The 21,860-nt window shown below is 65.5% G+C and carries 20 protein-coding genes; 8 read left to right on the forward strand and 12 right to left on the reverse strand.

Annotated features, from left to right (window positions below; genetic code table 11):
• Positions 1-595: 595 nt before the first annotated feature.
• Genes dapF through L867_RS0116035 form a run of 5 tightly spaced genes read left to right on the forward strand, consistent with a single transcriptional unit; the run spans position 596 to position 5,662 of the window.
• Positions 596-1,507 (forward strand): diaminopimelate epimerase, encoded by a 912-nt coding sequence (gene dapF, locus L867_RS0116015; RefSeq protein ID WP_028737814.1) that lies wholly within the window; start codon positions 596-598, stop codon positions 1,505-1,507.
• A complete protein-coding gene (gene mtaB / locus L867_RS0116020; protein WP_028737815.1) occupies positions 1,504-2,778 on the forward strand; it encodes a tRNA (N(6)-L-threonylcarbamoyladenosine(37)-C(2))-methylthiotransferase MtaB in 1,275 nt (424 codons plus the stop codon). Before dapF ends, mtaB begins: the two co-directional genes overlap by 4 nt.
• Before the next feature lie 19 nt (positions 2,779-2,797).
• Positions 2,798-4,357: a signal recognition particle-docking protein FtsY gene (gene ftsY / locus L867_RS0116025; RefSeq protein ID WP_028737816.1), complete on the forward strand. Its 1,560-nt coding sequence runs from the start codon at positions 2,798-2,800 to the stop codon at positions 4,355-4,357.
• Positions 4,358-4,409: 52 nt separating this feature from the next.
• Positions 4,410-5,072 (forward strand): septation protein A, encoded by a 663-nt coding sequence (locus L867_RS0116030; protein WP_028737817.1) that lies wholly within the window; start codon positions 4,410-4,412, stop codon positions 5,070-5,072.
• Positions 5,069-5,662, forward strand: a complete 594-nt coding sequence (locus tag L867_RS0116035) for a DUF2585 domain-containing protein (RefSeq protein WP_051439040.1) — start codon at positions 5,069-5,071, stop codon at positions 5,660-5,662. Before L867_RS0116030 ends, L867_RS0116035 begins: the two co-directional genes overlap by 4 nt.
• Positions 5,663-5,666: 4 nt before the next feature.
• Here the strand turns inward: L867_RS0116035 and L867_RS0116040 are convergent, their stop codons facing one another.
• The 7 genes from L867_RS0116040 to ccmA all read right to left on the reverse strand — a co-directional run bounded on the left by L867_RS0116040 (position 5,667) and on the right by ccmA (position 9,631).
• Positions 5,667-5,966 (reverse strand): HigA family addiction module antitoxin, encoded by a 300-nt coding sequence (locus L867_RS0116040; protein WP_028737819.1) that lies wholly within the window; start codon positions 5,964-5,966, stop codon positions 5,667-5,669.
• A 30-nt stretch (positions 5,967-5,996) separates the two neighbouring features.
• Positions 5,997-6,278 carry a type II toxin-antitoxin system RelE/ParE family toxin gene (locus L867_RS0116045; RefSeq protein ID WP_028737820.1) on the reverse strand — a complete coding sequence of 94 codons (282 nt, stop codon included), beginning with the start codon at positions 6,276-6,278 and terminating at the stop codon, positions 5,997-5,999.
• 84 nt (positions 6,279-6,362) lie between these two features.
• The gene (locus L867_RS0116050) at positions 6,363-6,962 is read right to left on the reverse strand and encodes a DsbE family thiol:disulfide interchange protein (protein ID WP_028737821.1); all 600 of its coding nucleotides are present in this window, start codon (positions 6,960-6,962) and stop codon (positions 6,363-6,365) included.
• On the reverse strand, positions 6,959-7,132 hold the full coding sequence (gene ccmD / locus L867_RS0116055) for a heme exporter protein CcmD (protein ID WP_028737822.1): 174 nt from the start codon (positions 7,130-7,132) through the stop codon (positions 6,959-6,961). The genes L867_RS0116050 and ccmD overlap by 4 nt, the downstream gene beginning before the upstream one ends.
• Positions 7,129-7,896 carry a heme ABC transporter permease gene (locus L867_RS0116060; RefSeq protein WP_028737823.1) on the reverse strand — a complete coding sequence of 256 codons (768 nt, stop codon included), beginning with the start codon at positions 7,894-7,896 and terminating at the stop codon, positions 7,129-7,131. Before L867_RS0116060 ends, ccmD begins: the two co-directional genes overlap by 4 nt.
• A 45-nt stretch (positions 7,897-7,941) precedes the next feature.
• The gene (gene ccmB, locus L867_RS0116065) at positions 7,942-8,601 is read right to left on the reverse strand and encodes a heme exporter protein CcmB (RefSeq protein WP_028737824.1); all 660 of its coding nucleotides are present in this window, start codon (positions 8,599-8,601) and stop codon (positions 7,942-7,944) included.
• A gap of 382 nt (positions 8,602-8,983) precedes the next feature.
• Positions 8,984-9,631 carry a heme ABC exporter ATP-binding protein CcmA gene (ccmA, locus tag L867_RS0116070; protein WP_028737825.1) on the reverse strand — a complete coding sequence of 216 codons (648 nt, stop codon included), beginning with the start codon at positions 9,629-9,631 and terminating at the stop codon, positions 8,984-8,986.
• Positions 9,632-9,906: 275 nt separating this feature from the next.
• Between ccmA and acnA the strand changes: the two genes are divergently transcribed.
• From acnA to L867_RS0116085, 3 genes are all read left to right on the forward strand, one after another.
• Positions 9,907-12,600, forward strand: a complete 2,694-nt coding sequence (acnA, locus tag L867_RS0116075; RefSeq protein ID WP_028737826.1) for an aconitate hydratase AcnA — start codon at positions 9,907-9,909, stop codon at positions 12,598-12,600.
• Between the two features lie 210 nt (positions 12,601-12,810).
• Entirely contained in the window at positions 12,811-13,554 is a 744-nt protein-coding gene (locus L867_RS0116080; RefSeq protein ID WP_051439041.1) for a DUF1223 domain-containing protein, read from the forward strand.
• Positions 13,555-13,863: 309 nt separating this feature from the next.
• Positions 13,864-15,933, forward strand: coding sequence for an ATP-dependent helicase (locus tag L867_RS0116085; protein ID WP_028737828.1), 2,070 nt, complete (start codon positions 13,864-13,866; stop codon positions 15,931-15,933).
• A gap of 66 nt (positions 15,934-15,999) precedes the next feature.
• Here the strand turns inward: L867_RS0116085 and L867_RS0116090 are convergent, their stop codons facing one another.
• Genes L867_RS0116090 through araD form a run of 5 tightly spaced genes read right to left on the reverse strand, consistent with a single transcriptional unit; the run spans position 16,000 to position 21,809 of the window.
• A complete protein-coding gene (locus L867_RS0116090) occupies positions 16,000-16,638 on the reverse strand; it encodes a 2-dehydro-3-deoxy-6-phosphogalactonate aldolase (RefSeq protein ID WP_028737829.1) in 639 nt (212 codons plus the stop codon).
• Positions 16,635-17,567, reverse strand: a complete 933-nt coding sequence (locus tag L867_RS0116095) for a 2-dehydro-3-deoxygalactonokinase (RefSeq protein WP_028737830.1) — start codon at positions 17,565-17,567, stop codon at positions 16,635-16,637. The genes L867_RS0116090 and L867_RS0116095 overlap by 4 nt, the downstream gene beginning before the upstream one ends.
• Before the next feature lie 12 nt (positions 17,568-17,579).
• Positions 17,580-19,094, reverse strand: coding sequence for an aldehyde dehydrogenase (NADP(+)) (locus L867_RS0116100; RefSeq protein WP_028737831.1), 1,515 nt, complete (start codon positions 19,092-19,094; stop codon positions 17,580-17,582).
• A gap of 23 nt (positions 19,095-19,117) precedes the next feature.
• Entirely contained in the window at positions 19,118-20,053 is a 936-nt protein-coding gene (locus tag L867_RS0116105) for a Gfo/Idh/MocA family protein (RefSeq protein ID WP_028737832.1), read from the reverse strand.
• Positions 20,054-20,063: 10 nt separating this feature from the next.
• On the reverse strand, positions 20,064-21,809 hold the full coding sequence (gene araD / locus L867_RS0116110; RefSeq protein ID WP_028737833.1) for an L-arabinonate dehydratase: 1,746 nt from the start codon (positions 21,807-21,809) through the stop codon (positions 20,064-20,066).
• Positions 21,810-21,860 lie beyond the last annotated feature (51 nt).

The raw sequence follows: 21,860 nt of genomic DNA on the forward strand, positions 1-21,860 counted from the left end.
AGACCTTGCCGGCCCTGACAGCGCGCCGGGAGCGCCTGTGTGGCGTGGCATGGTGGTAAGACCGGGTTGTCGAGGGTGTGCGGGCGTCCGCCGGTCAAAAGCCGGGCCCGCCTTAAAATTTCCCCGGCAAGGGCCGGCGCCGCAGAGAGGCCGAAGTCGCGGGGCAAAAACCGCCGAACGGGGCGCCTCCGGGTGTCATTTGAATATTTTACCTTACGCGGCAGCCAGAGGCGCCCCGTCCGTCCCGGCCTGCCGGGACACATCGAGACTGCAGCGGAACCGGAGGGCGATAGCCCGGCCGGCGTATTCGGTCGGGCAAAGGGCCTGCCCCACGCCGATCTCCCCCCTTGTGGGGGAGATGTCCGGCAGGACAGAGGGGGGCGAGCTCGCGCTGACATTGAAAAATGAAGGGCCCCAAACTCGGCCAAAACCCTCCCGTCGCGTTCGTAGACACCCCCTCTGTCGGCGACGCCGACATCTCCCCCTCAAGGGGGGAGATTGCATGCCGGCCTCGCGGCCTCACCCGCATGCCTTCACACTGGTAATTTCCGCCGGTTTCCGCCATATAAGCCCGAAGATGTCGAGGAATGGTCAAATGGCAGACATGGTCGAATTCGCGAAGATGAACGGGCTTGGCAACAAGATTCTCGTTGTCGACATGCGCGGCCGCAAGGACAAGGTGACGCCGGAAGCCGCCATCGCGCTCGCCGCCGATCCGATGACCGCCTTCGACCAGATCATGGCGATCCATGACCCGCGGGCCGAAGGCACCGATGCCTGGATCGACATCATCAATTGCGACGGCACGCTCGCCCAGGCCTGCGGCAACGGCACGCGCTGCGTCGTGCAGGCGCTGTCGGCCGAAACCGGCCGCAAGACCTTCACCTTCCAGACGCTCGCCGGCATCCTCAATGCCATCGAACACGAGGACGGCCTGATCTCGGTCGACATGGGCAAGCCGGTCTTCGAATGGAACCGCATTCCGCTGGCGGAGGAATTCCACGACACCAGCCGCATCGAGCTGCAGATCGGCCCGATCGACGCGCCGATCCTGCATTCGCCCTCGGTCGCCTCGATGGGCAATCCGCACGCCATCTTCTGGGTCGACCGCGATCCGATGGACTACGAACTGGAACGCTTCGGCCCGCTCCTGGAGAACCATCCGATGTTCCCGGAAAGGGCCAATATCACGCTGGCCCAGGTGACCGGCAAGGACCGCCTGCGCACCCGCACCTGGGAGCGCGGCGCCGGGTTGACGCTTGCCTGCGGCTCGGCCGCCTGCGCTACCGGCGTCTCGGCGGCCCGCACCGGACGCACCGGCCGCAAGGTGACGATCGACGTCGCCTCGAGCCCCAGCCGCCAGCCGCTGATCATCGAATGGCGCGAGCACAATGACCGCGTCGTCATGACCGGTCCCGCCGAGTGGGAATGGTCCGGCCGGCTCGACCCGGCCACCGGCGCCTTCGCGCGCGATCCGGCAAGCGAGACCGGAGCCCAGGCTTCGTGAGCGGCATCGACGTCATCACCTTCGGCTGCCGGCTCAACACCTACGAGTCCGAAGTGATGAAGGCCGAGGCGGCCAAGGCCGGCCTCGACGACGCCATTCTCGTCAACACCTGTGCCGTGACCGGCGAGGCCGTGCGCCAGGCCCGCCAGGCGATCCGCCGCGCAAGGCGCGAGAATCCCAAGACCCGCATCATCGTCACCGGCTGCGCCGCCCAGACCGACGCGGCGGGCTTTGCCGCCATGCCGGAGGTCGATGCCGTGCTCGGCAACGAGGAAAAGCTGAAGGCCGAGAATTATCGGGCCCTTCCCGATTTCGGCGTCGCGGCGGACGAAAAGCTGCGCGTCAACGACATCATGAGCGTGACCGAAACCGCGCCGCAGCTCGTCGGACATATCGACGGCCATGTGCGCGCCTTCCTGCAGGTGCAGAACGGCTGCGACCACCGCTGCACCTTCTGCATCATACCCTTCGGCCGCGGCAATTCCCGCTCCGTGCCGATGGGTGCGGTCGTCGAGCAGGCCCGCAGACTGGTCGAGAACGGCTATCGCGAGGTGGTGCTGACCGGCGTCGACGCCACCAGCTACGGCGCCGACCTGCCCGGCCGCCCGACCCTCGGCCTGCTCGCCAAGACGCTGCTGAAGCAGATCCCGGAGATCGCCCGCCTGCGCCTCTCCTCGATCGACGGCATCGAGGCCGACCGTCATCTGTTCGACCTGATCGCCGACGAGCCGCGTTTCATGCCGCATCTGCATCTCTCGCTGCAGCATGGCGACGACATGATCCTGAAGCGTATGAAGCGCCGCCATTCGCGCGCCGACGCGCTGGCCTTCGCCGAACAGGTCCGGCGCCTGAGACCGCAGATCAGTTTCGGCGCCGACATGATCGCCGGCTTCCCGACCGAGACCGAGGCCATGGCGGAGAACTCCGCAAGTCTCGCGGACGCGATCGGCATCGCCCAGCTGCATGTTTTCCCCTACAGCCCGCGCCCCGGCACGCCGGCTGCCCGCATGCCGCAACTCGACCGCCGCCTCGTCAAGGAGCGCGCCGCACGCCTGCGCGAAACCGCGGAGCGGCTGCAGGCGCGCCATCTGGCTTCCATGGTCGGCACGCGCCAGACCATCCTTGTCGAAATGACCGGGATGGCCCATACGGAAAACTTCACCCTCGTCGCGGCACCGGACCTTATCCCCCGCAGCCTCGTTACGGTGACGATCACCGGCCACAACGGCCGGCATCTCGACATGCAACCGGCGACCGCCTCGGCCGCCTGACAGAACGGACAACAGCTTCATGGCGCTCGGCTTCATCAAGAAAGTCTTCACCTTCGGCAAGGACAAGCCGGCGGCCGACAAGCCTGCCGAGAGCGAGGCCTTCGCCAACCTGGTGGACGACGCCGAAAAGGTCGATGCCGGTGAAACGATCGAGGCGCTGCCTGAGGCAGCCGACCCGGTCGCGCCGGAGGTAATCGGCACGGCCGGCGGCCCTGCGGCGGATGAAGCCGGGGCCGAGCCTGAGGCTTCACCCCCCTCTGGTCCTTCGGACCATCTCCCCCTCAAGGGGGGAGATCGGACCGACACCGCCGGCATTTCGAGCGGTTCGGACAAGGAGCCAGCCAGAACGGAAGATGCCCAACCTGCCAGCACCACCGTTGCGGAGTCATCAGGCCGGCCTGCCCCAGATCCTGTGATCGAAAGGGTTGCAGGCGCCGACCGCGCACCGATCTCCCCCCTTGAGGGGGAGATGTCCGGCAGGACAGAGGGGGGTACCACCCATTCTGAGACCGAGGATGACCAGTCCGGCGACCCGGTCGCGGCCCGCACCGCCGAGAACCCGATCGAAGCCCCGGTGCAACCCGTCGACATCGCCCTGCCCAAGGGCTTCGCCACAACGGCATCCCGGCCCGAGCCGGAGCCCGAGACCCCGGCCGTCAAGCTTTCCTGGTTCCAGCGCCTGCGCCAGGGCCTGGCCCGCACCTCATCGCAGCTCACCGGCCAGATCGCCGCGCTCTTCACCAAGCGCAAGCTGGACGAGGACACGCTGGAAGAGCTCGAAGACCTGCTGATCCAGGCCGATCTCGGCGTCGAGACGGCGATGCGCGTCACCGGCACGCTCTCGTCGGAGCGCTACGGCAAGGACGTGACCGGCGAGGACGTCTCGCGCATCATGGCGGCCGAGATCACCAAGGTGCTGAAGCCGGTGGCAAAGCCGCTGGCGCTCGACCTCTCCCACAAGCCGCACGTCATCCTCGTCGTCGGCGTCAACGGCACTGGCAAGACCACCACGATCGGCAAGCTCGCCGCCAAGCTCTCCGGCTCCGGTCTGAAAGTTATGTTGGCCGCCGGCGATACCTTCCGCGCCGCCGCGATCGAGCAGCTGAAGATCTGGGCCGACCGCACCGGCTCGACCTTCCTCGGCACCAAGCTCGGCGCCGACGCCGCCGGCCTCGCCTATGACGCCTTCGAGAAGGCCCGGGCCGACAAGGCAGACGTGCTGATCATCGACACCGCCGGGCGGCTGCAGAACAAGACGGAGCTGATGGCGGAGCTGGAAAAGATCGTCCGCGTGCTCGGCAAGCTCGATCCGGATGCGCCGCATACCGTGCTGCAGACGCTCGACGCGACCACCGGCCAGAACGCCATGAACCAGGTCGAGATCTTCCGCAACATTGCCGGCGTCAACGGCCTGATCATGACCAAGCTCGACGGCACGGCGCGCGGCGGCATCCTCGTCGCCATCGCCGCCAAGCACAAACTGCCGGTCTATTTCATCGGCGTGGGCGAAGGCATCGACGACCTTGAGCCCTTCGAGGCCGAGGATTTCGCCAATGCCATCGCCGGCCTTCCCCACTGAGCCGCAGCCTTGAGCGGCAAGCGCCGCAGCACAACGAATCGAGAGACTTACGATGAGCAATATCGAAAGCGATACCAAGCCGACGACCGAGGAGCGCCACCATCCGCTGCTGAAGATGGCGCTGGAGATCGGGCCGCTCATGGTCTTCTTCTTCGGCAACCTGCGCGGCGAGTGGCTGGCCAAGACCTTCCCGGCGCTGACCGCCGTCGGCGGACCGCTGCTCATCGCCACCGCCCTCTTCATGGTGGCGACGGTTGTCTCGCTGATCGTCTCGAAGATCGTCTTCAAGCACCTGCCGATCATGCCCTTCGTCTCGGGCATCGTCGTCATGGTATTCGGCTCGCTGTCGATCTGGCTGCAGGACGAGACCTTCATCAAAATGAAGCCGACCATCGTCAACACGCTGTTCGGCGTGGTGCTGCTCGGCGGCCTGTTCTTCGGTAAGTCCTTGCTCGGCTACGTCTTCAACGCCGCCTTCCAGCTCGATGCCGAGGGCTGGCGCAAGCTGACGCTGCGCTGGGGCATCTTCTTCCTGTTCCTCGCCGTCCTGAACGAGGTGGTGTGGCGCAATTTCTCCGACGTCGTCTGGGTCAACTTCAAGGTCTGGGGTACCATGCCGATCACCATCCTGTTCACCCTTGCCCAGATGCCGCTGATCATGCGCCATTCGCTCGAAGCGGAGACGGAAACGAAAAACGGAGGCAAGGGCGAATGAGCGACCGTCCCATCACGCTTGCCGCCGACGATCGCGCGACGCGCTTCTGGTTCGCAGCGGCAGCCGCCTTCCTCGTCGTGCAGATCGTCACGCTGGCGCTGATGGGCCGCATTCCGATCTGCGAATGCGGTTACGTCAAGCTGTTCGAGCCGGGCGTCAACACGGCCGGCAATTCGCAGCACATTTCCGACTGGTACACGCCGTCGCACATCATCCACGGCTTCCTGTTCTACTGGTTGGCGGTTGTCGTCCTGCCCCGCGCCTCGTTCGGCGCCCGGCTCACGCTTGCCGTCGTCATCGAGGCGGCCTGGGAACTGCTGGAGAACTCGCCGATCATCATCGACCGCTACCGCACCGCGACCATGGCGGTCGGCTATACCGGCGACAGCATCCTCAATTCGGCGATGGACACGGTGGCCATGGTTCTCGGCTTCCTGTTCGCCGCCCGTACCCCGGTCTGGCTGACGGTCACACTTGCCATCGGCTTCGAGGTCGCAACCGCCATCGTCATCCGCGACAACCTGACGCTCAACGTGCTGATGCTGGTCTGGCCGGTCGAGGCGGTCAAGGCATGGCAGGCGGCGCTGTAAAAGCTCAGGCCGCTTCCATCTCCGGAATCTGAGCCAGTTCCGTCTCCAGCACCAGGGCCTCGCGCTTCAGATCATAGTTGGCCTGCAGATTGAGCCAATATTCCGGGCTGGTCTTGAAGAACTTCGCCAGGCGCAGCGCCGTATCGGCGCTGATGCCGATCTTCTCGGCGACGATCCGCTCAAGCCGTGTCCGCGGCACCCGCAGCTTCTTGGCCAGCGCATAGGCGGTCATGTCGAGCGGTTCAAGATAAAGCTCGCGCAGGATTTCACCGGGATGGATGGCAGGTGCCTTGCTGATGGTCATCTTCGATCTCCCGGCCGATCAATGATCGGCTCAATGATAATCCGTGATTTCGACGTCCTGCGGCCCCGCCTCTGTCCAGACAAAACAGATGCGCCACTGGCTGTTGATCCGTATCGAATGCTGCCCCTGCCGATCGCCCGACAGCTTCTCGAGGCGGTTGCCGGGAGGCGAGCGAAGGTCGTTCAGGTCCTTGGCTGCGTCGAGTAGCACGAGAAGCTGCTGAGCCCGCCGAACGAGATCCGCAGGAAAGCCCTTCCGCACGGATCCGTCGTCAATCGAACGGGTCAATTTGTCCCTGAACGAACGGATCATCGACCCGACCTCCGATTTCGTATCATACGAAGATACCAATCAAAGTCAATTCGGACGTATCTGCAAATGATACTGCGCCGGGGCTCACGATCCCGCGAGTGCCTTTTCGATCGCCGGATAAAGACCGGTCTCCAGCGATTGCGGATCGAAGGGGCCGACCTTCTTGTAGAGAATCGTGCCGTCGGCGGCGACGAGATAGCTTTCCGGGATACCGTAGACGCCCCAGTCGATAGCCGCCTTGCCGTTCGGATCGACGCCGATGGCCTTGTAGGGATTGCCGAGCTCGCCGAGGAAACGCAGCGCGTTGTCCTGCCTGTCCTTGTAGTTGATGCCGACGACAATAAGCCGCGGATCCTTGGACAGCTCTTTCAGGAGCGGGTGTTCCTGCCGGCACGGCACGCACCAGGAGGCGAAGACATTGACGAGCGTCAGCTTGCCGGCGATCGCCTCGGAGGTGAGCGCCTGCGTGTTCGAGCCGTCAAGTGCCGGCATGGCAAGCACAGGGGCCCGGGTGCCGATCAGCGCCGAAGGCAGGGCGGAAACGTCCTTGCCGTTGACCTCCTGCTCGTAGAGCATCTTGCCGGCGGTTGCGGCAAACACCGCGAAGATCGCCAGGGGTATGATCGCCAGCAGGTAGCGGCCGATGCCGCGGCGGGGGCCGTCCTTCGTTTCGATCTCGCTCATTCGGAAGCCCCGGATGCGGGCGCTGCCGAGCGTCGGCGGACGCCGGAGGCTTCCAGCGCCTTCAGTTCCGCCTGGCGGGCGCGGCCGTCGAGCCAGGTCCAGCCGATCAGGGCAAGCACGATCACGGCGCTGATGCCATAAGAAAGGTAGATATAGAAAGCGTGGCTCACGAGGCAACCTCCCGGCCGGCCATGCGGGCCGCCATGCGGCGCTGCGTGGCGATCCGGCGGCGCCAGATCTCGTTGCGCATCGCCATCAGGTGCAGCGTGAAAAACAGCAGCGTGAACGCGATCGCCATGACCAGCAGCGGCCAGAGGAATTCCGGATCGATGGTCGGGCCGTCCATGCGCATCACGCTGGCCGGCTGGTGCAGCGTGTTCCACCACTCGACCGAGAACTTGATGATCGGAATGTTGACGAAGCCGACGAGGATCAGCACGGCGCTGAGACGGGCGGCCTTGGAGGCGTCGTCCATGGCGCGATTGAGCGCGATCAGCCCGAGATACATGAGGAAGAGCACGAAGACCGAGGTGAGCCGCGCGTCCCAGACCCACCAGGTGCCCCACATCGGCTTGCCCCAGAGCGAACCGGTGATCAGCGCGATCAGCGTGAAGGCAGCGCCCAGCGGGGCGGCGGCCTTGTGGCTGACATCGGCCAGCGGATGGCGCCAGACCAGCGTGCCGATCGCCGAAATGGCCATCACCGAATAGCACATCATCGACAGCCAGGCCGCCGGCACATGGATATACATGATGCGCACCGTCTCGCCCTGCTGGTAATCGCCTTCGGTGTTGAAGCTCATGTAGAGCCCGACGGCAAAGAGCAGCGTGGTGATGGTTGATAGCCACGGCAGGATGCGGCCGGACAGCGCCAGAAACCGGGTCGGATTGGCGAGTTCGCTGAATTTCGAGAGGACAAGGCTCGTGGTGTTCATGGAATGCTTCTAACCTGAGAGCAGCCGCTCTGCAATTGATCCCGGTCAATCCGAGGCGCTGCGCAGCGCCAGCGCCGCAGCCAGCGGACCGATCACCGCGAAGAACAGCGTGATGGCAATCAGGAACAGGAAGGGCGGCATGAATGGGGCGGGGTCTTCGACGGCTGCGTAGGATGCGCTGACGCCGAAGATCAGCACGGGAATGGCGAGCGGCAGAACGAGGATCGAGACTAAAAGCCCGCCGCGCGGCAGGGCGACCGCGACTGCGGCACCCGCCGCACCGATGAACGTGATCGCCGGCGAGCCGACGAAGAGCGTCAGCATGACCGCGCCGATCGCCACCTCGTTCATGTTCATGAACAGGCCGAGCAGCGGCGAGGCGATGACCAGCGGCAGGCTGGTCGCTACCCAGTGCGCCAGACACTTGACGAAGACGGTCAGCACCAGCGGCGTCTCCTGCATCAGGATCAGGTCCAGCGACCCATCGTCGCGCTCCGCCTGAAACAGCCGGTCGAGGCCGAGAAGGGCCGCCAGCAGCGCGCCGATCCAGACGATCGCCGGGCCGATTCGCGACAACAGGTTGAGGTCGGGCCCGACGCCGAACGGAATGACGGCGACCACCGTCATGAAGAACAGAACCCCGATCAGCGCCCCGCCGCCAGCGCGCACGGAGAGCTTCAGGTCGCGGAGGAAGAGGGCAATCATGCGGAAACACCTTGGGAATTGCCCCTCACCCTGGCCCTCTTTCCGCGAGCGGGGAGAGGGAAGCGGAGACGTTGCGGCGACCGACCTTCTCCCCGCCTGCGGGGAGAAGGTGCCGGCAGGCGGATGAGGGGCAAGTTCGGATTGGCAATCGTGTCGGGACACCCCCCTCTGTCGCTTCGCGACATCTCCCCCTCAAGGGGGGAGATCGGAACCTCGTGGTCGATCAAGGGGGCCCTCTCGGCGTTCGATTGCCCGGGAACGATTGACTGCCGCAGGAGGTCATCCAAGAGAGGCATGCTGAATGAGAGACCGCGCGTGCCGCTTATCCAATCTCCCCCCTTGAGGGGGAGATGCCCGGCAGGGCAGAGGGGGGTAAGCCGCATCACGCCATTTCCCCCGTCTCGCGATACTCGAACCCCTTCATCACCAGGGTCTTCGCATCCCTGAGGCCGAGGGGCTGGTGGGTGGCGGCGATGGCGATGCCGCCTCGGGCCAGGTGTTCATGCACCAGGCCGGCGAACATCTGGTCGGCACTCGCATCGAGCGCGGCCGTCGGCTCATCGAGGATCCACACCGGCCGGTGGGCGACGAGCAGCTTGGCCATGGCGAATCGACGCTGCTGGCCGGCCGAGAGATAACCGAAGGGCAGGTGGGTGATGCCCCCAAGGCCGACCGAATCGGCCGCGGCCTCGATCGAGCGGCCCTCGCCGCCTTCGAAGTCGCCGAGATAGGCCTGCCAGAAGGCGAGATTTTCGATGACGGTGAGTTCCTGCTTCATCGCGTTGCGGTGGCCGAGATAATGGCTGACCTCGCGGGCGGGACGCCGTTCGCGACCGTCGCGGAACACCGCTTCCACCCGTCCCGTCTCGGGTCTCAGCAGACCCGCCACGACGCGCAGAAGCGTCGATTTTCCCGACCCGTTGCGCCCCGTCAGCACCATCGCCTCGCCAGGCGCCAACTGAAAGGAAACATTAACGAAAATCAGGTCTTCGCCGCGCCTGGCGGCAACGTCTTCGGCGATCAGCCGCATGGTCTTGAACCTTCCGGCGATACCCTCATCGCCCTTCCAAAAAATTGTCCGAATTCGCCGTTCGTTGGTCTGGCACCTTTCTTAGAAATTATCTATAAGACCTGCAACCACGCCAGCGGTCGGCGTGAATATCATCCTTGTGCCGAACCTGGGGTTGCGAAAGCGTCACCCACGTGCGGACAGCGGAAATGGCCGTACCCGCATCCTGATGTGCATGAAGTGCATAGGCGTCCGCACGACAAGTGTAGGCTATCAGAATAAGCGGGGCTTTATCCGTGTCAAAATCCATCGACAGCTTCAATTGCCGTTCGACTCTTTCCGTCAACGGCAAAGACTATGTCTACTACAGCCTTCCCAAGGCCGAGGCCAACGGCCTGAACGGCGTATCGAAGCTTCCCTATTCGATGAAGGTTCTGCTCGAGAACCTGCTGCGCAACGAAGATGACCGTTCGGTCACCAAGAAGGACATCGAGGCGATCGCCGCCTGGCTCGTCGACAAGGGCACGGCTGAAGCCGAAATCGCCTACCGCCCGGCCCGCGTGCTGATGCAGGACTTCACCGGCGTTCCCGCCGTGGTCGACCTGGCCGCCATGCGCGACGCCATGGTGTCGCTCGGCGGCGATCCGGAAAAGATCAACCCGCTGGTTCCCGTCGACCTCGTCATCGACCACTCGGTCATCGTCGACGAATTCGGCACGCCGACCGCCTTTGCCCGCAACGTCGAGCTCGAATACGAGCGCAACGGCGAACGCTACCGCTTCCTGAAATGGGGCCAGCAGGCGTTCAAGAACTTCCGCGTCGTTCCCCCGGGCACCGGCATCTGTCACCAGGTCAACCTGGAATACCTCGGCCAGACCGTCTGGACCAAGGATGAGGATGGCGAAACGGTTGCCTATCCGGACACCTGCGTCGGCACCGACAGCCACACCACGATGATCAACGGTCTCGGCGTTCTCGGCTGGGGCGTCGGCGGTATCGAAGCCGAAGCAGCCATGCTCGGCCAGCCGGTCTCCATGCTGCTGCCGGAAGTCATCGGCTTCAAGCTGACCGGCAAGGTCAAGGAAGGCGTCACCGCGACCGACCTCGTGCTCACCGTCGTGCAGATGCTGCGCAAGAAGGGCGTCGTGTCGAAGTTCGTCGAATTCTTCGGCCCCGGCCTTGATTCGATGTCGCTCGCCGACCGCGCCACCATCGGCAACATGGGTCCGGAATACGGCGCGACCTGCGGCTTCTTCCCGGTCGACGGCGAAACCATCAACTACCTGACGATGTCGGGCCGCACCAAGGACCGCATCGCGCTGGTTGAAGCCTATTCGAAGGCTCAGGGCATGTGGCGTGACGGCGACGGCGCCGAACTCGTCTTCACCGACACGCTCGAACTCGACCTCGGCGACGTCGTGCCGTCGATGGCCGGCCCGAAGCGTCCGGAAGGCCGTTTGCCGCTCGAAACGATCGCTTCGAACTTCGCGGTCGCCCTTGAGAACGACTACAAGAAGCCGGGCCAGCTCTCGAACCGCTATGCGGTCGAAGGCACCGACTATGACATCGGTCATGGCGACGTCGCGATCGCCGCGATCACCTCGTGCACCAACACGTCGAACCCGAGCGTCCTGATCGCTGCCGGCCTTCTCGCCCGCAACGCGGTTGCCAAGGGTCTGAAGTCCAAGCCGTGGGTGAAGACCTCGCTCGCACCGGGATCCCAGGTCGTCGGCGAATATCTCGCCAAGTCCGGCCTGCAGACCTCGCTGGATGCCCTGGGCTTCAACCTCGTCGGCTTCGGCTGCACGACCTGCATCGGCAATTCCGGCCCGCTGCCGGCACCGATCTCGAAGACGATCAACGACAAGGGCCTGATCACCGCGGGCGTGCTGTCGGGCAACCGCAACTTCGAAGGCCGCATCTCGCCGGACGTTCAGGCCAACTACCTGGCTTCCCCGCCGCTCGTCGTCGCTTACGCGCTGGCCGGCTCCGTCCAGAAGGACCTGACCACCGAACCGCTCGGCGAAGACCAGAACGGCAACCCGGTCTTCCTCAAGGACATCTGGCCGACCTCGCACGAGATCCAGGAATTCATCCTGAAATACGTCACCCGCGAACTTTACGAATCGAAGTACGCCGACGTGTTCAAGGGCGACGCCAACTGGCAGGCCGTGCAGATCCCGGCAGGCCAGACCTATGCCTGGGACGACAAGTCGACCTATGTGCAGAACCCGCCCTACTTCGTCGGCATGGGCAAGACCGGCGCCGGCGTGACGAACATCGTCAACGCCCGCGTGCTCGGCCTGTTCGGCGACAAGATCACCACCGACCACATTTCGCCGGCTGGTTCGATCAAGGCCGCTTCCCCGGCCGGGGCCTACCTCATGGAGAACGGCGTCGGTGTCGCCGACTTCAACCAGTACGGCACGCGTCGTGGCAACCACGAGGTGATGATGCGCGGCACGTTCGCCAACATCCGCATCCGCAACCACATGCTCGGCCCGAACGGCAAGGAAGGTGGCTACACCATCCACTATCCGTCCAAGGACGAGATGTCGATCTACGACGCGGCCATGAAGTACAAGGCCGAGGGCACGCCGCTGGTCATCTTCGCCGGCGTCGAATACGGCAATGGTTCGTCGCGTGACTGGGCTGCCAAGGGCACCAACCTGCTCGGCGTACGCGCCGTGGTCGCCCAGTCCTTCGAGCGTATCCACCGCTCGAACCTGGTCGGCATGGGCGTCATCCCCTTCTGCTTCGAGGAAGGCACCACCTGGGCCTCGCTCAACCTCAAGGGTGACGAGACCGTGACGATCGAAGGCCTCGACGGCGAGATCAAGCCGCGCGAGAAGAAGATCGCCAAGATCGCCTATGCCGACGGTACGGTGAAGGAGATCCCGCTGATCTGCCGTATCGATACGCTCGACGAGGTGACCTACGTCAACAATGGCGGCATCCTGCAGACCGTTCTGCGCGATCTCGCGGCTTAAGCGCACACGCTTAGAAACAGGGCCGCCGGGCGACAAACCCGGCGGCCTTTTTCATGGGGGGACGGGCCGCGGCGGCGTTGACGCGGGCTTCACCCCATCGTGACTTTGACAGACACCGATGACGGGCTATTTCTGTACGTCATTCAGGAACCGACCCCGGAAAATCCGCCTCGCAGCGTGCTCCGGGAAGCGTTGAACGGGTTTAGCTCCATGATCTCGAGGATCGTTACCGGCCTGGCTCTCTGCTGCACGATCGCCTTCGCGGCACGAGCCGACGAAGCGACCGTGCCGAAGGGCGTGGTGGAGCTCTTCACCTCGCAAGGCTGCAGCTCCTGCCCGCCCGCCGACCGGGCGCTGGAGACGCTCGCCCACCAGGGCAGCATCGTCGCGCTCTCCTACCATGTCGATTACTGGAACTATCGCGGCTGGGCCGACACGCTGGCCTCGCCGGAGAACACCGCCCGGCAATATGCCTATGCCCGCAGTCTCCGTCGAAGCGGCGTCTATACCCCGCAGGCGGTTCTGAACGGCCGCGATCACCTGAAAGGCACCGACGCCGAAACGCTCGACGGCCGCCTGGAGGCGCTGCATGCCAAGGGTCAGGGCATGACCGTGCCGGTCGAGGCCAGCCGCAAGGGCGACGAGCTGGCGATCCGGATCGGGGCTGGTGAGGGCAAGGCCGATGTGGTGATCGTCTATTTCCGTCAGCGGCAGACGGTCGAGGTACTGGACGGAGAGAACACCGGCAAGACCATCGACTACGTCAACAGCGTCACCGACGTGCAGACTGTCGGCATGTGGGACGGCGGCGCGCTCGACCTCGTCCTGCCGGCGAAGATGATCGGGACCAAGGGGACGGACGGCTTTGCCATACTGCTGCAGTCCAGCGGGCCGCAGGGCGAGCCTGCAGCCATCCTCGGCGCAACGATGCTGACGACGGAAACGAAATCCTGAAATCTTGGCGGGTCCGGCCCGAAAGCATTGGGGGGCTGGGGGTAAGGGGTCAATGCGCCAGACCGGACCCTCTTGGCGTGCTAGACGCCAATCAAGAGCCGTCAATCTCGCCCTGAAATTGGGCGCTGTTTTGTCCAAAATGCGGCGTGTGCGGAGATTTGCCGGCGCCGGCCGTAACCGGTTTAGCGCGCACGGTTATTCCTCTGCGACCTCGCCGTTTGACGAATATCAAGTTCACTCTCTGTTCTTGCCAAATCGGGCAATGTCGGGCAAACCGGATGAGAGAACGAGCAAGGATTTCGGGAGCGGATGAACGCAACACACCTCGAGGCGCTGAACGACCGGCAGCGTAGCGCCGTCGTGCACGGCATCGGACCCGGGGGCGCAACCGCGGACGGGCCGCTGCTGATCATCGCCGGCGCCGGCTCGGGCAAGACCAATACGCTCGCCCACCGGGTCGCCCACCTCATCCTCAACGGTGCCGATCCGCGCCGTATCCTGCTGATGACCTTTTCGCGCCGCGCCGCGAACGAGATGGGACGCCGTGTCGAGCGCATCTGCCGCAAGGTGCTGGGCAACGATGCCGGCGTGCTGACCGACGCCCTGACCTGGGCCGGCACCTTCCACGGCATCGGCGCGCGCATCCTGCGCGACTATGCCTATGAGATCGGCCTCGACCCCGGCTTCACCATCCACGACCGGGAAGATTCCGCCGACCTGATGAACCTGATGCGGCACGATCTCGGCCTGTCCAAGACGGAGAGCCGATTTCCGACCAAGGGCACCTGCCTCGCCATCTATTCCCGCGCCGTCAATTCGCAGACGCCGCTGGCCGACGTGCTGCGCACCGCCTATCCCTGGTGCGGCACCTGGGAGAAGGAGCTGAAGGCGCTGTTTGCCGCCTATGTCGAGGCCAAGCAGGCGCAGAACGTGCTCGATTACGACGACCTGCTGCTCTACTGGGCGCAGACGATGAGTGACCCGGACCTGGCGGCCGAGATCGGCGGGCGCTTCGATCATGTGCTGGTCGACGAATATCAGGACACCAACCGGCTGCAGTCGTCGATCCTCACGGCGATGAAGCCGGGCGGACGCGGGCTGACCGTGGTCGGCGACGACGCCCAGTCGATCTATTCCTTCCGCGCCGCGACGATCCGCAACATCCTCGACTTTCCGGCGAGCTTCGATCCGCCGGCGGACATCATAACGCTCGACCGCAACTACCGCTCGACCCAGCCGATCCTGGCCGCCGCCAACGGCGTGATCGACCTTGCCCGCGAGCGCTTCACCAAGAACCTGTGGACCGAGCGCCAGTCCGAGGAACGGCCGCGGCTGGTCAGCGTGCGCGACGAGGCCGAGCAGGCCAACTACATCGTCGAGCAGATCCTGGAGAACCGCGAGCGCGGCCTGACGCTGAAGGACCAGGCCGTGCTGTTTCGCGCCTCCAACCATTCCGGCCCGCTGGAAATCGAGCTCACCCGGCGCAACATCCCCTTCGTCAAGTTCGGCGGGCTGAAATTCCTCGACGCGGCGCATGTGAAGGATCTGCTGGCGGCGCTGCGCTTTGCCCAGAATCCGCGCGACAGGGTCGCCGGCTTCCGGCTGATGCAGCTCCTGCCCGGCGTCGGTCCGCAGACCGCCTCGAAGATCCTCGACGCGATTGCCGCCGACCCGCATCCGCTGGCAGCGCTCGCCGAAATCCCGCCACCACCGCGCACCGGCGAGGACTGGGGCCGGTTCGTCGACATGCTGAGCGAGATGGGCAAGGGCCGGGCCGGATGGCCGGGCGAGATCGAGATCGCCAGGCTGTGGTACGAGCCGCACCTAGACCGCATCCACGAGGACGCCGATACGCGAAAGGCGGACCTGCTGCAGCTCGGTCAGATCGCCTCGGGCTACGGCTCGCGCGAACGGTTCCTCACCGAACTGACGCTCGATCCGCCGGACGCCACCAGCGACCAGGCGGGCGTGCCGCTGCTCGACGAGGACTATCTGATCCTCTCGACCATTCACTCGGCCAAGGGCCAGGAATGGAAGTCGGTCTTCGTGCTGAACTGCGTCGACGGCTGCATTCCGTCCGATCTGGCGGTCGGCACCACGGCGGAGATCGAGGAGGAACGGCGGTTGCTCTACGTGGCGATGACGCGGGCCAAGGACAGCCTGCACCTGACCGTGCCGCAGCGCTTCTTCACCCACGGGCAGAACGCGCAGGGCGACCGGCATGTCTATGCCGCGCGCACGCGCTTCATCCCCGCGACCCTGCTGCAATTCTTCGAATCGACCGCCTGGCCGGTGGCCCAGCCGAGCGCTCCCGGCACACGGGACGCGCGACAGATCCGGCTCGATGTCGGGGCCCGCATGCGCGGCATGTGGACCTGAACGGCCAAGCCGTTGCCGGTCCGGGACTGGACGAGAACGCGGCCGCCCTATTTCAAGGGGTAACGATCAAGCCGATACGGCGGCATCGTAGACGGCGATTGTGCGCTTCGCCTTTTCCGCCACAGCGGCCGCGCTGTCACCTGGCTTGTAGAGGCTGGAGCCGAGACCGAAACAGGTCACGCCAACCTTGAGATAGGCGGCAAAATCAGCGTCCGACACGCCGCCGACGGCGCCGATCGGCAGGCCCTTGGGCAGGATGGCGCTGATGGCGCTGATGCCGGCCGGCCCGAGCGCGCTGGCAGGGAAGAATTTCAGGGCGGCTGCCCCGGATTTTGCGGCCAGCAGGGCTTCCGTCGCGGTGAAGACGCCGGGCATGGTCACCATGCCGTGCGCCACGGCGCGCTGGATCACGGCCGGCTCGACATTCGGCGTTACCAGCAGATTGCCGCCGACGCCCTTCAGGCGGTCGACCTGGTCCACCTCAAGCACGGTCCCCGCTCCGATGAGGCAGGAGGCCGGCGCGAGCCGCCGTGCCTTCTCGATCGAAACGAAGGGTTCCGGCGAGTTGAGAGGCACTTCGATCGCTTCGAATCCGGCTTCGACCAGGACCTCGACCACGCCCTCGATCTCCTCCGGCTTGATACCGCGCAGGATGGCGACGAGGTTGCGCTTGAGCTTCGGCCAGGCAATGCGAGAGGTGGTCATGGCGCGATCTCCGCGAAACGGTGGGGGAAGAGGGCTCTGGCGGCGCTGAACAGACCCTTGCGGACGAGTTCGCCGCCATCGAGCGACACGGTCTGGACACCGGCAAGCCTGAGAGCTGCGGCATAGAGTTCTGTGAGCGCACCGCTGCCGATCAGCTGCACGCGCCGGCCTTCGCCGAGACGCGGCCGCATGGCGGCGATCTCTGCGCCGAGCAGCAGGCCGGACAGGCGCGAAGCAGCACTCGCCTCGTCGGCGCCGGAGAGCAGGGACTGGGCGCGGACCGAGAACAGCCGGGCGGTCAGGCTGAAATCACCGGCCAGCGCCTCCTCGACCGCCTGCCCGAAGGCCGGGTGGTCAGCGGTCGCACGGCCTTCGCCGATCGACAGCCGCAGGATCGATTGCCGGCTAATCAACTGGAAGAGTTCGCCCGTCATCACCGTGGTGAAACGGCTGATCCGCCCGCCCTCGAGCGATACCCATTTGGAATGGGTGCCGGGCAGGCAGAAGAGTGCATCGGAGAGCCCGGACGCGACGGCGCCGAGAAGCTGTGTCTCCTCGCCGCGCATGACGTCTTCGGCGCCGGGAGTGCGCTGGCACACGCCGGGCAGGATCCGGACGTCGCGGTCGATGCCAGGGGCGGATACGGCCTTGAGATGCAGATCCGTCAGGCCGGCCGGCGTCTCAGTATAGGGCGCCTCGATCCAGCCGGCCCGGGCACCGGCCATGCCGGCGACGACCGCCGGCAGATCGCGATCGGCACCGAGCGCGGCCAGATGGCTCTCCAGAACGCCGGCGAAACGATCCGGCGACAGCGTGCCCATGCCCTCCGGCGATTGTCGCTCGCCAAGCACGTTCGCCGCGGCATCGACCAGCCAGACGCGCAGATTGCTCGTTCCCCAGTCGACCAGTGCCACGGCCTGCATGCTCATTTGGCTTGCCCCTTAACGCAGGTCTTCAGGCAGCAGCGCCACCGGAATGTCCTGGTAGCAGACTGGCCGCAAGAAGCGGCGGATGGCCATCGTGCCGACGGAGGTCGCGCCGAAATTCGTCGAGGCCGGATAGGGACCGCCATGCACCATGGCATCAGCCACTTCGACGCCGGTCGGGAAGCCGTTGGCCAGCAGTCGGCCGGCCTTGCGCTCCAGGATCGGCAGGAGCTTCGCGGCAAGCGCCGCGTCGCCGGCTTCGAGATGAAGCGAGGTCGTCAGCTGCCCGGCAAGACTGCGGGCGACGGCCAGCATTTCATCCCCGTCGGAAACGGTCACGATCATGCCGAGCGGGCCGAACACTTCCTCGCCCAGCGCATGGTTGGCGAGCCAATCCTTGCCGGTGGTGACGAAGAGATAGGGCGTCGCATTGCGCAGGTCGCAGGTGGAAGTGAGAACGGCACGCACGCCATCGGCCGCGGCGATCTTCGTCGCACCGGAGCGATAGGCATTGGCCATACCCTCGGTCAGCATGGTTTGCGGCCCGACGGCGCCCAGCGCCTGCTCGGCGGCGGCGCCAAAGGCATCGGCCTCAGGACCGGCGATCAGAACGACGATGCCGGGATTGGTGCAGAACTGGCCGGCACCCATGGTGAGGGAGCCGACCCAGCCCTTGGCGATCGCTTCACCGCGCTTGGCCATTGCCTCGGGCAGCATGAACATCGGGTTGACCGAACCCAGTTCACCGAAGAACGGGATCGGTTCCGGACGGCGGGTGCAGAGATCGAAGAGCGCGCGGCCACCGCCGAGCGAGCCGGTGAAGCCGACAGCGCGGATCAGCGGATGCTCGACCAGCGCGGTGCCGACCTCGCGGCGTCCGCCGTGGACCAGCGAGAAGACGCCGGGGTGGATGCCGCAACGCTTGATCGCCGCATCGATGGCGGCCGCGACGATTTCGGCGGTGCCGGGATGCGCCTCATGGCCCTTGACCACGACCGGGCAGCCGGCCGCAAGGGCGGATGCGGTGTCGCCGCCGGCGGTGGAGAAGGCCAGCGGGAAATTGGACGCGCCGAACACGCCGACCGGGCCGATCGGCCGCTGGATCAGCTTGAGGTCTGGCCGCGGCATCGGCTGGCGGTCCGGCAGCGCCGGGTCGTGGCGGCGGTCGAGATACTCGCCCTTGAGGATGTGCGAGGCGAACAGGCGCAACTGGCCGACGGTGCGACCACGCTCGCCGACGAGGCGGGCCTTGGGCAGGCCGGTCTCGCCGGAGCCGATCTCGGTGATGTCGTCGCCGCGTGCGTCGATTTCCTCGGCGATGGCTTCGAGGAAGGCGGCGCGTTCGGCCCGGCTGGAATAGCCATAGGTCTCGAAAGCCTCTTCCGCGGCACGCACGGCCTCGTCCACCAAGGCTGCCGAACCCATCGAATAGTGCCGGACCGGGCCTTCGGCGGGCGAGGAGGCGAAGTTTTCGTCGCCCGCTACCCAGCGGCCGGCGATCAGGTGTTTGCCGGTGAATTCATAAGCCATGACGCGTATCCTTGCTGTTTCTTTCAGTCTTCGAACGCCTCGACTTCCCGGCGCTCACCGCACAGGAAGGCGTCCGCGACGATGCGGAGCGGCTGGTAGTCCACGTCGCTCTCGCGATTGCGGATCAACGTGGCGAAGCGCTCGTAGATACCGGCATATTCACGGTCGGGTCCAGAAGACTTTTCCACGCCGTCAATGAAGAGTTCGGATCCGCCCTTGGAAAGGCGCAGCGTTCCCGCATCGGTTTCCACCGTGATGTCCCAGGTCTGCGGGCCTTCCTGGCGCCAGTCGAAGGCGGCCGAGACCGGTGCGCCCGAGACGGTGCGCATGGCGATGTCGGCGGCGATCGGCTGCTTGCGGTTCGACGGGAAGGACAGGCTTGCCGTCTCGACGAGGATTGAGCCCGGCACGATCGCGGTCAGGATCGACAGGGCATTGATGCCCGGATCGAAGACGCCGAAGCCGCCCGGTTCCCAGATCCAGGCCTGGCCCGGATGCCAGCGGCGGACGTCTTCCTTCCAGACGATGGAGATGGAGCGGATCGCCTTGTCGGCGAGCCAGACGCGGGCCGGCTCGACGCCGAGCGCGAAACGCGAGTGCCAGGTGGCAAACAGCGTGACGCCGGCTTCGCGGGCGAGAGCCGCCAGCGTTTCGGCTTCGCCCAGCGTGGTGGCCGGAGGCTTTTCCATCAGCACGTCATGGCCGGCGGCGATCGCCTTGCGCGCCATGGCGAAGCGGACTTCCGGCGGCGTGCAGAGCGACACCGCCTTGATGTCCGGCCGCTTGGCGAGGAAGGCATCGAAATCCTCGAAGTTCTCGATGCCCTCGATCTTGCCGTGACGGCTGATCGCCGCCTTCAGCTCGAAATCGCTGCCTGCCGCGACCGACGGGATATGCTGGTCGCGGGCGATCTTGCCGACGCCGGCAAGCGCAAGCGGGATACGGGTCTGGGCGGTCATCGTCTGCCTCTCAGTGCGAGTCCTTGCCGACGGCGGAGCCGCGGCAACCCTTGAGGAAGTCGAAGTCGGCGCCGGTATCGGCACCCTCGACATGCTCGTGGAACATGCGCGCATAGCCGCTGGCCGGCGGTTCGGCGGCCGGGCGCCAGGCGGCGAGACGGCGCTGCAGTTCCTCATCCGGAATGTCGAGATGAATGCGGCGGTTGGCGACGTCGACCTCGATCATGTCGCCATTGCGCACCACGGCCAGCGGACCGCCGACGGCGGCTTCCGGCGAGGTATGCAGCAGCACAGTGCCATAGGCCGTACCCGACATGCGCGCATCCGAGATACGGACCATGTCGGTGATGCCCTTGCGCAGGACCTTGGGCGGCAGGCCCATATTGCCGACCTCGGCCATGCCCGGATAACCCTTGGGGCCGCAATATTTCATGACCATGACGCAGTTCTCGTCGATGTCGAGATTTTCGTCGTTGATCTTCGCCTTGTAGTCGTCGATGTCCTCGAACACCACGGCGCGGCCGCGGTGCTGCATCAGGTGCGGCGAGGCAGCCGACGGCTTCAGGACGCAGCCCTTGGGCGCCAGATTGCCCTTGAGCACGGCGATGCCGCCCTGCTGGGTGAGCGCGCGCTCGACCGGACGGATGACGTCGTCGTTCCAGTTGCGGACGTCCTTGACCTCGTCCCAGATCGTTCCGCCGGAGACGGTGAGCGCATCCTTGGTCAGCTTGCCGGCTTCGCCGAGCATTTTCAGCACCACCGGCAGACCGCCGGCGTAGAAGAACTCTTCCATCAGGTATTCGCCCGACGGCATCAGGTTGACGATCGTCGGCACGTCGCGGCCACAGCGGTCCCAGTCGGACAGCGACAGATCGATACCGACGCGGCCGGCAATCGCCAGCAGGTGCACGACGGCATTGGTCGAGCCGCCGATCGCGCCATTGGTGCGGATGGCGTTTTCGAACGCCGCCTTGGTCAGGATGTCGGAGGGCTTGAGGTCGTCCTTGACCATCTGCACGATGCGACGGCCGGTCAACTGCGCCATGACGCGGCGGCGGCTGTCGACGGCGGGGATCGCGGCATTGCCGGAGAGGGTCATGCCGAGCGATTCGACCATGGAGGCCATGGTCGAAGCCGTGCCCATGGTGTTGCAGGTGCCCGTCGAGCGCGACATCGAGGCCTCGGCCTCGAGGAATTCTTCCTGGGTCATCTCTCCGGCCTTCACGGCTTCCGAGAACTTCCACAGATGGGTGCCCGAGCCGACGCGTTCGCCGCGGAAATAGCCGTTCAGCATCGGTCCGCCGGACACCATGATCGCCGGCAGGTCGACCGACGCGGCCCCCATCAGCAGCGACGGCGTGGTCTTGTCACAGCCCACCAGCAGCACGACGCCGTCGATCGGCTGGCCGCGGATCGCTTCCTCGACCGCGAGCGCGGCGAGGTTACGGTACATCATCGCGGTCGGGCGATAGGTGTTTTCCGACGCCGAGAAGACCGGCACCTCGACCGGGAAGCCGCCGGCTTCCCACACGCCCGCCTTCACCTTCTCGGCGAGTTCGCGCAGGTGTCCGTTGCACGGGGTCAGATCTGACCAGGTGTTCATGATGCCGATCACCGGGCGACCGTCGAACAGGTCGTGCGGGTGTCCCTGGTTCTTCAGCCAGCCGCGATGGTAGATGTTGTCGCGGGTATTGCCGCCGAACCATTCCTGGGATCTCAGCTTGCGGGGCCAAACTGCCGGTTTGAAAGCGCTCATGGCTGTTCTCTGTCTCTTTACCTGAAGGCGTCGCCGGATTTGGGCGCTGGC

The sequence above is a fragment of the Paenirhizobium selenitireducens ATCC BAA-1503 genome (genome assembly GCF_000518785.1).
GTDB classification, from domain to species: Bacteria; Pseudomonadota; Alphaproteobacteria; order Rhizobiales; family Rhizobiaceae; genus Allorhizobium; species Allorhizobium selenitireducens.